Source organism: Pseudoflavonifractor sp. SW1122 (assembly GCF_012027765.1).
GTDB lineage: Bacteria > Bacillota > Clostridia > Oscillospirales > Oscillospiraceae > Enterenecus > Enterenecus faecium.
Window position 1 is genome coordinate 1 of record NZ_SJOS01000073.1, and the last position, 9,352, is coordinate 9,352.

Consider the following 9,352-nt stretch of genomic DNA (forward strand, 5'->3'; position numbering starts at 1 on the left):
TCTTGGGTGTATCCGGCCAAAAACTGCCGGGTGCGCTCCTCTTGGGGGTTCTCGATGACCTGTCGGGCGGGGCCTCGCTCCACAATGAGGCCCCCATCCATGAACATCACCTCGTCGGCCACGTCCCGGGCGAAGGCCATCTCGTGGGTGACGATGATCATGGTGGTCTTCTGTTCCACCAGGCCCCGGATGACCCGCAACACCTCTCCGGTGAGCTCCGGGTCCAGGGCAGAGGTGGGCTCGTCAAAGCACAGGATATCCGGTTTCAGGGCCAGGGCTCGGGCGATGGCCACCCGCTGCTGCTGGCCGCCGGAGAGCTGGCTGGGGTAGTGGCTTGCCCGCTGCTCCAGGCCCATTTTGGTGAGCAGTTCCAGGCCCTCCTGCTGAATCTCCTCCAAAATGGCCTTTTTGTTGGCCTTGAAGTCGGGCCGCTCCCGGGCCAGCAGCTCCTTGGCCAGGGTCACGTTTTTCAGGGCTGTATACTGGGGAAACAGGTTGAAGGACTGAAACACCATGCCGAAGTGGAGGCGTTTTTTGCGAATTTCGGCATCGGTCTGGCTGCGGCGGTTGGCGGCGTCAAAGATGACGTTGCCTCCCACCGAGATGGTGCCCTGATCCGGGGTCTCCAGGAAGTTCAGGCACCGCAGCAGGGTGGTCTTGCCGCTGCCCGAGGAGCCGATGATGGCCAGGGCCTTGCCCTTCTCCAAATCAAAGCTGATATCCTCCAGCACCCGGGTGGACCCAAAGTGTTTTTCCAGGTTATTTACCTCTAAGATTGCCATATGTCACACCCGCCTTTTCAGGAGAAATAGTCCAGCTTCTTTTCCAGCCGACCCAGCAGCAGGGTGAGCAGGCCGTTGAAGACCAGGTAGTACACGCCGGTGAAGAACAGGGGCCACAGCAGGCCACGGTAGCCGTGGGAGCTTTTCAGGAAGGCCTCGCCGGCCCACAGCAGCTCTTGCAGGGAGATGACGCCGGCCAGAGCGGTGTCCTTTAACAGGGTGATGACCTCGTTGGACATGGGGGGCACGATGCGCTTGATCATTTGCAGCAGAGTGACGTGGAAGAAAATCTGGCCCCTGGTCATGCCCAGTACCTGCCCCGCCTCTTGCTGTCCCTTGGGGACACCCTGAATGCCGCCTCGGTAGATTTCCGAGAAGTAACAGGCGTAGTTGAGAATGAAGGTGACACTGGCGGCGATAAACCGTCCGGAATCGCCAGCGGGCCAGGGGTTTTCGAAACCGGGAATCATGCCCGGGACGTAGAAGATGACGAACAGCTGGAGCATCAGCGGGGTGCCCCGGATGACCCACACCACAAACCGGCACAGCCACCGCAGGGGGGGAAAGCGGTTCATGGACCCCCAGCAGATGATTAATCCCAGGGGAAGCGCCCCCAATAGGGTGACGAAAAATAGTTTGAGCGTCTGGACAAAGCCCTCGTTCAGCGCTCCAATGACGGTTGCAAACATGTCAATACCACCTTAATATGCTTCTCAAAAATGCTTGCATTTTTGAGAGAAAGTGCAGCCCGCTGCATGCACCCTTGGGTCAAAGGGCGACCCAAGGCCACACTGGCGGGCTGAGAAGTGTTTTTTCCGATGCGCATGTCCCCGGAAAAAACAGATTTCAATTTATTTTCCCGCCCCTCGGCGGGAAAACTCTGCCGAGGGCTTATGATCCTGCAAAATAATCTGAATATCTTACATGGAATTTGCTTTTTCATGATCTGACCGAAGGCAGAGCATCCGCTCTGCCTTCGGTTGTGTCCGTGTTATGGCTGTTCCACCAATTTCTCGGCGATGCCGTACTTCTCCGCCACCTTCTGCATGGTGCCGTCGGCGTACTTCTCAGCGAAGAACTCGTTGAGCTTTTCCGCCAGGTCGGAGCCCTTGCGGAAGCCCACGCCGTACTGCTCGTCGGCCAGAGACACGGTGTAGGTGAGATTTTCATAGCTGGTGCCCTCGCCCGTGGAGGCCACGGCCATGAGATAGTCGATGATGGCCGCATCCGAGGTGCCGGAGGCCACCTCCAGCAGAGTGTTGGCCTGACTCTTGGCGGGGGTGTAGTTGAGAGAGTAGGCCTCCGCCTGCTCCATGCCTGCCGACCCGCTTTCCACGGAGAAGCTCAGGTCCTTGATGCTGTCCACGGTCTGGTACTTGTCCGCCTGGTCAGCCTTGACCACCACCACCTGGGCGTTGTTGAAGTAGGGGTTGGAGCACTCCATGGCCTCCTTCACGTCCTCGGTGAGGGTCATGCCGTTCCATGCCACGTCAATGGTCTTGCCGTCCAGCTCCATGATCTTGCTGTCCCAGTCGATGAGCTGGAACTCCACTTCCACCCCCAGGCTCTCGGCAAAGAGGGTGGCCATGTCGGCGTCAAAGCCCACCCAGTTGCCATTCTCGTCCTGATAGTCCATGGGCTCAAACTCGGTGATGCCCACCACCAGGGTGCCCTTGTCCTGGACATAGGCCAAATCGCTGGTGGGTTCGGTGTTTTTCGCGTCTTTTCCGCTGCAAGCGGCCAGGCTCAGCCCCATGGCCAGGGCCAGCGCCAGAGAAATCATCTGTTTCATATCCTCATATCCTCCTCATCGGGGCCCTCCTGTGGGTGGAGGAGCCAGTGACGGTATTTTAGCACAGTAATGAGATAATGTAAAGAGGTAAAAAAGAAAAGTTGTCCCCGGCGGAAGGACAGTTCCGCCGGGGACGCACAGATGTACACAAATTAACCGTTGCCGGTGGGGATGAAGGGGCGGATGGCCATGGCCACATTGGAGATGGGCATGGTCTGGAGCCACACTTTGCCGGGGCCGGTGAGCAGGGTGTTGAAGAGACCCTCGCCGCCCAGGAACTTGTTTTTCAGACCGGGCACCTGCTGGATGTCCATGGTGACGGTGGGGGAGAAGCCGGCCACGTTGCCGGTGTCCACCACGATTTGCTGCCCCGGTGCCAGGTCGTACTCGATGAGCTCGCCGTCAATTTCCGCAAAGGCCACCCCGCGCCCGGACAGGCGCTGCATGATAAAGCCCTCGCCGCCGAAAAAGCCCGCCCCCAGCTTGCGGCTGAAGTGGATGGACAGGTCCACCGTGGACTCCGCGGCCAAGAAGGCGTTTTTCTGCAAGATCATCTCCTGGCCGGGCCCGATGTTCAGGGGCATGATCTTGCCGGGGAAGCTGGAGCCGAAGGCGATCATGCCCTGGCCCCGGGCGGTGTAGATGTTCTGGAACATGCTCTCTCCTGAGAAGGCCCGGGAAAACATCTTGCCCAGACCGCCCCCGGAGGTCTCCATGGCCATGTTGGGGCTCATCCACACCATGGAGCCCCGCTCGGTGATCATTTGCTCCCGGTCCTGCAAGTGGCAGATGACCACGGGAAATGCACCGCCGGTAATTTCGTATCTCATAGAAACCCTCCCTTTTTGTATCTAGGATATGATTATCATACCTGTGGGACAAGGGGGCTGTCAAGGGCAGAAAAAGTCCTTTACAAACCCAGATAAGTGGGCTATAATCTCCTGTGGGAATGAAGTTCTCCCACGGGCAACCGAAACCGCTGTGTTCAGCTGATGACTTCTGTGATTTATTTTGGTCACAGGGGGCATTGGCTTTTTTTGTGGCCGCAAGGAGGAAACAAACATGTTAACATCCCTGGCACTCATATTCCTGGTGGGCCTATCCATGGCGGCCATCGTCCAGCAGCTCAAGCTGCCCCGCATCATCGGTATGCTCATCACCGGCATTGTGGTGGGCCCCTATGTGCTCAATTGGCTGGACCCGTCCATTCTGTCCATCTCGGCGGAATTGCGCCAGATGGCCCTCATCATCATCTTGCTCAAGGCGGGCCTGTCGCTCAACCTGTCCGACCTGAAAAAGGTGGGCCGTCCGGCGGTGATGATGTCCTTTGTCCCTGCCAGCTTTGAGATTTTGGGCTACGTGCTGGTGGCCCCCCACCTGCTGGGCATCAACATCATGGAGGCTGCCGTCATGGGCGCCGTGCTGGGGGCGGTGTCCCCGGCGGTGGTGGTGCCCCGGATGGTGCAGCTGATGGAGACGGGGTACGGCACCAAAAAGGGCATCCCCCAGATGATTCTGGCCGGAGCCTCCTGTGACGATATCTTTGTCATCGTCCTCTTTACCACCCTTACCGGCATGGCCCAGGGTGGCAACCCCCAGCTTATGGACTTTGTCAACATTCCCGTGTCCATCGTCCTGGGCGTGGCCCTGGGCGCTGTGGTGGGGTGGCTCCTCAGCCGCTTTTTCGAGACCGCCTACGCCCACCAGCACTGTGTGCGCAACAGCACCAAGGTCATCATCGTCCTGGGTGTGTCCTTCACCCTCATGGCAGTGGAGACCTGGCTGGAGGGCATCGTGTCGGTGTCCGGTCTGCTGGCCGTGGTGAGCATGGCCTGCGTGCTGAAAATCAAGAGCCCTGCCTTTGTCTCCAAGCGCCTGTCTGAGAAGTTCGGCAAGCTGTGGATTGCCGCTGAGGTCATCCTCTTCGTGTTGGTGGGCGCCGCTGTGGATATCCGCTACACCATGAGCGCCGGAGGTGCTGCTGTGCTCATGATTCTGTGCGCCCTGGTGTTCCGGGCCGTGGGTGTGTGTCTGTGCGTGGCGGGCACCAAGCTCACCCGCAAAGAGCGCCTGTTCTGCGTCATCGCCTACCTGCCCAAGGCCACGGTGCAGGCCGCCATCGGCTCGGTGCCCCTGGCCATGGGCCTGCCCTGCGGACAGATCGTGCTGTCTGTGGCGGTGCTGGGCATCCTCATCACCGCACCCCTGGGGGCCATTGGGATGGACGCCACCTACCGGAAGCTGCTGACCCGGGAGAACTTGGAAGAATAAGAGTACAAACGAGGTGTTTTCATGGAACCCATCGCCCACATTCATACGGATTTCACCAGTAAATTCGGCGTACCCCGCCAGGCGGGGCTGGTGCGTGAGCTGCAAGCCACCATTGTCTTTGCCCCGGAGTATCGCAACCCGGAGGCGCTGCGGGGCTTAGACGGCTTCTCTCACCTGTGGCTCATCTGGGAGTTCTCCCAGTGTGTGGGCAAGCCCTGGTCTCCCACGGTGCGCCCGCCCCGGCTGGGGGGCAACGCCCGTATGGGGGTGTTTGCCACCCGGTCCCCCTTCCGGCCCAACCCCATCGGCCTGTCCTGCGTGGAGCTGGTGGGGGTGGAGGAGCACACGCCCCAGGGCCCGGTGATTTACGTGGCGGGGGCGGACCTCATGGACGGCACCCCCATCTATGACATCAAGCCCTATGTGCCCTATGCCGACTGCCACCCGGAGGCAGTGGGGGGCTTTGCCCAGGACGCCCCGGAGCAAAAGCTGAAGGTGGAGATTCCACCCCATCTGCTCTGCCTCATCCCCGAGGGGAAGCGGGAGGCCCTGGCTGGAGTGCTGGCCCAGGACCCCCGGCCCCCCTACCAGCGGGACAGCCAGCGGGTGTACGGCTTCGGCTTTGGCGGGCTGGAGGTGCACTTCACCGTGGACAACGGCGTAGCTCGCATCGTGGACATCCACGGGTGAGGGGGACGCTGGTATGGACATGATACGCACCACGGAAGCCCTAACATTCCAGGACTTCCTCCGCTACCCTGATATTCGGGTGGAGGAGGGGGAGTTTGCCTTTGTCACCGGGCGCAGCGGGGCGGGGAAGAGCACCTATCTGCGGCTGCTCAATGGGTCCATTCCCGCCGACCCGGGCTGTATTTTCTACCGGGGCATCCCCCTGGAGGAGTACCAGATCTTGCCCTATCGCCGTCAAGTGCTGCTGGTGCCCCAGGCGGTGTACCTCATTCCGGGCACCATTTTGGAGAATTTCCACTTCTACTACGACGCCCGGCGGCAGCAGCGAATCGACGGGGAGCGGGCGGCGGAGTTTTTGCGCCGCTGCTGCCTGGACTTCCCGGTGGATACCTCCTGTGACACCCTGTCCGGGGGAGAGCGGCAGCGGGTGTTTTTGGCTATTTTCCTCTCCCTGGCCACCGATGTGATCTTGCTGGACGAGCCCACGGCGGCCTTGGATGAGGCCACCGCCCGGCAGGTGCTGGCAAATATTAAGGACCATTGCAAGCAGCAGGGGCTCACCGCCCTGTGTGTCTGCCACAGCCCCAAGCTGGTGGAGATCTTTGCCGACCGGGTGATTGAGGTGGGAGGCGCGCAATGAACGGGATTATTCAACTGCAAATCGGACAGTTTTTGCTCATCTATCTGCTGCTTCTGGTGGTACTGGTGGTGATGCGGGTGTGCCGCATCGACCAGACCCGTCTGCTGGTGGTGTCCAGCATGAAGATGACGGTGCAGCTCATTTTAGCGGGGCTCATCCTCACCTACATCTTTGAGCACCCCCACCCCCTGTTTGTGGTGGCCTACCTGGGGGCCATGACGGGCTTTTCCATCCACCGGGTGCTGAGCAAGAACCGGGACTTGAATCCCCGGTTCCGCCTGGTCACCGGGCTATCCATCGCCGGGGCGGGGCTGTGTGTGTTGGCCTACTTTGTGGCGGTGGTGGTGGGTGAGGGCCTCTTTAACCCCCAATATGTCATCCCCATCGGGGGCATGGTCATGGGCAACACCATGACCGGGGTGTCCCTGGGGGTGAAGACCTTCCGGGAGTCCATCCACGACCAGCGCAGCAAGATTGAGGCCCTGGTGTGCGTGGGGGCCTCGGCGGAGGACATTTTGCTGCCCTTTGTTCGTCAGGCCCTGGAGACCGCCATGCTGCCCACCCTCAACTCCATGGTGGGTATGGGCATTGTCTCCCTGCCCGGGATGATGACCGGCCAGATTCTGGCGGGTACCCTGCCCATGACCTCCATCCTCTATCAGATCGCCATTATGATCGCCATCTGTACCGCCGTCACCTGTGCCTGTTTTGGCACGCTGTACTTCGGCAGCAAGACGCTGTACGACAAGAAGCGGCAGATCATTCAACTGTAAAAACGCTAAAACACCCAGAGTATACCGCAAGTACGGTATACTCTGGGTGTTTTTGAACTAGCTAGCTAAGATTAGCAAAATGTTTTTGCAAAATCATGAGAATTAAGCAAAATGATTTAGCTTATTTTTAAATTAAACAAAATATTTTGTAAAGTTATAAAAAATAAACAAACTGACTTTGCATTTGTAATTTGTGGAGCGGGGGACAAGACACAAAGCGGGGATAAAAATAGACGATACAGAATGGAAATTGTATCGTCTGTTTTTAACTACTTTTGTAAGCCTTTGGCCAGGGCAATGAGGAGGTCAAGTTGTTCGTTAGACTACCCTTTTGCAATGGTGTATAGCTCAGAGGCTTTGGTGGGATTCTGTGTCTCCGTATCGAATAGCTCCTTGGGGGTAATGCCCAAGTAGTCACAGATATAAAAAAATCCAATGAGAGAAGGCATGGATTTTCCAGTCTCAATGTTATTGATGTAGCCGGGATTTTGCCCCATGGATAGGCTCATATCACGAGCGGAAACGCCTTTGCCTGTTCGGAGTTTGGCTAAACGCAGGGAAAATTCTTGTTCCGTCATGTAATCATCACCATGCCCACGAAAATGGGAGCAGCACTCAGTTCGAATGAAAGAGAAGCAGGCACTCATCAATGATATTTTCGATGTGTTGAAGCTGAGATGGCGTAAGCTTTTCCAACTTGCGGGAGAGCAACAGGAGGTCTTTGTCAATTACGTCCCCTGTGAGCAGGTAATCCGCACTGACACCCAGGGCAGAGGAGATTTTTAAAAGATTTTCCGGCCTCATGGCCCGTTTGCCTGCCTCTGCATAGGACACAAACTGAGTGGTCATATCGCCCTTTTCTGCCAGGGCTTCTTGTGTCAGACCCAGCTGCTTGCGGCGTTCTGTGATGCGATGACCAATTTCTTTCAAACACAAATCGTTGTCAGACACCATCTCACCTCCTTCTCATATTGTTAAATTATATCAACAAGATGAAAAATTATAAGCGCAAGTTGTTGACTTAAATCCACAATGCGATATAATAGAACAAGTAAAAACCCATTTGTGAGGCGGGGGTGTTTCCGCTCACAAATGGGGTGATACGAGAAGGAGTTATCTCTGTAAGCCTTTTGCCAGGGCAATGAGGTGGTCTAGCTGTTCAGGCTCCAAGGTTTTGGCCACTTCCAAGAGCTCCGAGGCTTTGGAGGGGGCGGTGGTCTGGGTGTCGAAGAAGTCCCTTGGGGAAATCCCCAGATAGTCGCAGATGTAGAAAAATGCCGCCATAGATGGCAAATTAACACCATTTTCGATGTTGCTGATATATCCGGAACTTTGTCCGATGGAAAGACTCATATCTCTGGCAGACACGCCTTTTTGTACCCGAAGTTGGGTCAGCCGTTTGATAAATTCCTCTTTCTCCACAGTCTCCACCACCTTTTGTATGATTGTACTATATGGTATAGGAAAAATTATATAGTTCAATCATTGATTTGCGCCCGTGTAACTACTATAACTAGATAAACAATAATTAATATATAATTAGAATAGATGTGAGAGATATGAGAGAACAGACCGCTTGTTTTACCGGACACCGTACCATCCCGCCCCAGCAGTTGGAAGCTCTGGCCCAGCGGCTGCGGGCGGCGGTGGAGGATGCCATTGGCCGGGGCTACCGCTACTTTGGGGCGGGGGGTGCCTTGGGATTTGACACGCTGGCGGCCCAGACGGTGTTGGAGTTGAAAAGAGACCACCCCCACATCCGCCTCATTTTGGTGCTGCCCTGTCTGTCTCAGGCAGAGCGGTGGAGCAGAGAACAGCAGCAGACCTATGAGGCCATCAAGGCCCAGGCGGACAAGGTGGTGTACACGTCCCAAGGGTACCACCGGGGATGTATGCACGTGCGCAACCGCCATCTGGTGGACCACAGCAGTCTGTGCATCAGCTACCTCACCCAGCCCACGGGCGGGACGGCGTACACGGTGGACTATGCCACGGCCCAGGGGCTGGAGGTGGTGAACCTGGGGGACACACCATGATAAAAAGCACACGCTGAAACGCTCAGCGTGTGCTTTTTCTATGCCAGAGCCCCCAGAGCCAAGAACATGAGGGACAGCACCAGCAGGATGGCCAACAGCTTCCAGATGAACTTTAAAAACGCCCCATAGGGCACATGGCCCAGGGCCAGGGCCCCCATCACCACCGCACTGGTGGGGGTGATGAGGTTGATAAGCCCCGAGGCAGTCTGAAAGGCGGTGATGACCACCTCCCGCCCCACCCCCGCAAAGTCCGCCAGAGGGGCCATAATGGGCATGGACAGGGTGGCCAGCCCCGAGGAGGAGGGGATGAGGAAGGACAGGGGCAGGGACAAAAGCCGGCTCTTATGCACATCTGACGCTGCCGGCGG

General features: G+C 57.5%; 12 protein-coding genes, 1 pseudogene and 1 riboswitch. Of the genes and pseudogenes, 5 read left to right on the forward strand and 8 right to left on the reverse strand.

Annotation, left to right across the window (positions count from 1 at the left end; genetic code table 11):
* From E0L15_RS11625 to E0L15_RS11640, 4 genes are all read right to left on the reverse strand, one after another.
* A partial coding sequence (locus E0L15_RS11625; RefSeq protein ID WP_168125714.1) for an amino acid ABC transporter ATP-binding protein occupies window positions 1-782 on the reverse strand: 782 nt, incomplete at its 3' end.
* A 17-nt stretch (window positions 783-799) separates the two neighbouring features.
* A complete protein-coding gene (locus E0L15_RS11630; protein WP_168125715.1) occupies window positions 800-1,471 on the reverse strand; it encodes an amino acid ABC transporter permease in 672 nt (223 codons plus the stop codon).
* 302 nt (window positions 1,472-1,773) lie between these two features.
* Entirely contained in the window at window positions 1,774-2,574 is an 801-nt protein-coding gene (locus E0L15_RS11635) for a transporter substrate-binding domain-containing protein (RefSeq protein ID WP_168125716.1), read from the reverse strand.
* 152 nt (window positions 2,575-2,726) lie between these two features.
* Window positions 2,727-3,404, reverse strand: a complete 678-nt coding sequence (locus tag E0L15_RS11640) for a TIGR00266 family protein (RefSeq protein WP_087370099.1) — start codon at window positions 3,402-3,404, stop codon at window positions 2,727-2,729.
* 106 nt (window positions 3,405-3,510) lie between these two features.
* Window positions 3,511-3,583, forward strand: a riboswitch (Fluoride riboswitch).
* Between the two features lie 53 nt (window positions 3,584-3,636).
* On the opposite strand from E0L15_RS11640, the gene E0L15_RS11645 reads away from it, so the two are divergent.
* The 4 genes from E0L15_RS11645 to E0L15_RS11660 are packed head-to-tail and all read left to right on the forward strand — an operon-like array spanning window position 3,637 to window position 6,948.
* On the forward strand, window positions 3,637-4,845 hold the full coding sequence (locus E0L15_RS11645; protein WP_168125717.1) for a cation:proton antiporter: 1,209 nt from the start codon (window positions 3,637-3,639) through the stop codon (window positions 4,843-4,845).
* Between the two features lie 21 nt (window positions 4,846-4,866).
* Window positions 4,867-5,535 (forward strand): tRNA (N6-threonylcarbamoyladenosine(37)-N6)-methyltransferase TrmO, encoded by a 669-nt coding sequence (gene tsaA, locus E0L15_RS11650; RefSeq protein WP_168125718.1) that lies wholly within the window; start codon window positions 4,867-4,869, stop codon window positions 5,533-5,535.
* A gap of 13 nt (window positions 5,536-5,548) precedes the next feature.
* A complete protein-coding gene (locus tag E0L15_RS11655) occupies window positions 5,549-6,175 on the forward strand; it encodes an ATP-binding cassette domain-containing protein (protein ID WP_168125719.1) in 627 nt (208 codons plus the stop codon).
* On the forward strand, window positions 6,172-6,948 hold the full coding sequence (locus E0L15_RS11660) for an ABC transporter permease (RefSeq protein ID WP_168125720.1): 777 nt from the start codon (window positions 6,172-6,174) through the stop codon (window positions 6,946-6,948). Before E0L15_RS11655 ends, E0L15_RS11660 begins: the two co-directional genes overlap by 4 nt.
* Window positions 6,949-7,271: 323 nt before the next feature.
* Here the strand turns inward: E0L15_RS11660 and E0L15_RS11665 are convergent, their stop codons facing one another.
* The 3 genes from E0L15_RS11665 to E0L15_RS11675 all read right to left on the reverse strand — a co-directional run bounded on the left by E0L15_RS11665 (window position 7,272) and on the right by E0L15_RS11675 (window position 8,370).
* Window positions 7,272-7,526 (reverse strand): helix-turn-helix transcriptional regulator, encoded by a 255-nt coding sequence (locus tag E0L15_RS11665; protein ID WP_168125721.1) that lies wholly within the window; start codon window positions 7,524-7,526, stop codon window positions 7,272-7,274.
* A gap of 37 nt (window positions 7,527-7,563) precedes the next feature.
* A complete protein-coding gene (locus E0L15_RS11670; RefSeq protein ID WP_087233108.1) occupies window positions 7,564-7,902 on the reverse strand; it encodes a helix-turn-helix transcriptional regulator in 339 nt (112 codons plus the stop codon).
* Window positions 7,903-8,061: 159 nt separating this feature from the next.
* Complete coding sequence (locus E0L15_RS11675; RefSeq protein ID WP_168125722.1) at window positions 8,062-8,370, reverse strand: helix-turn-helix transcriptional regulator; 309 nt, start codon at window positions 8,368-8,370, stop codon at window positions 8,062-8,064.
* Between the two features lie 137 nt (window positions 8,371-8,507).
* Between E0L15_RS11675 and E0L15_RS11680 the strand changes: the two genes are divergently transcribed.
* Window positions 8,508-8,984 carry an SLOG family protein gene (locus E0L15_RS11680; protein ID WP_168125723.1) on the forward strand — a complete coding sequence of 159 codons (477 nt, stop codon included), beginning with the start codon at window positions 8,508-8,510 and terminating at the stop codon, window positions 8,982-8,984.
* Between the two features lie 38 nt (window positions 8,985-9,022).
* On the opposite strand, the pseudogene E0L15_RS11685 reads toward E0L15_RS11680, so the two are convergent.
* Window positions 9,023-9,352, reverse strand: a pseudogene (locus E0L15_RS11685) (YfcC family protein); the annotation flags it as partial.

Excerpts from the sequence above, each read along its gene's own strand:
- E0L15_RS11660 (WP_168125720.1), top strand. The coding sequence starts at position 6,172 with ATGAACGGGATTATTCAACTGCAAATCGGACAGTTTTTGCTCATCTAT.
- E0L15_RS11680 (WP_168125723.1), top strand. The coding sequence starts at position 8,508 with ATGAGAGAACAGACCGCTTGTTTTACCGGACACCGTACCATCCCGCCC.
- E0L15_RS11665 (WP_168125721.1), bottom strand. The coding sequence starts at position 7,526 with ATGACGGAACAAGAATTTTCCCTGCGTTTAGCCAAACTCCGAACAGGC.
- E0L15_RS11645 (WP_168125717.1), top strand. The coding sequence starts at position 3,637 with ATGTTAACATCCCTGGCACTCATATTCCTGGTGGGCCTATCCATGGCG.
- tsaA (WP_168125718.1), top strand. The coding sequence starts at position 4,867 with ATGGAACCCATCGCCCACATTCATACGGATTTCACCAGTAAATTCGGC.
- E0L15_RS11640 (WP_087370099.1), bottom strand. The coding sequence starts at position 3,404 with ATGAGATACGAAATTACCGGCGGTGCATTTCCCGTGGTCATCTGCCAC.
- E0L15_RS11630 (WP_168125715.1), bottom strand. The coding sequence starts at position 1,471 with ATGTTTGCAACCGTCATTGGAGCGCTGAACGAGGGCTTTGTCCAGACG.
- E0L15_RS11670 (WP_087233108.1), bottom strand. The coding sequence starts at position 7,902 with ATGGTGTCTGACAACGATTTGTGTTTGAAAGAAATTGGTCATCGCATC.
- E0L15_RS11655 (WP_168125719.1), top strand. The coding sequence starts at position 5,549 with ATGGACATGATACGCACCACGGAAGCCCTAACATTCCAGGACTTCCTC.
- E0L15_RS11635 (WP_168125716.1), bottom strand. The coding sequence starts at position 2,574 with ATGAAACAGATGATTTCTCTGGCGCTGGCCCTGGCCATGGGGCTGAGC.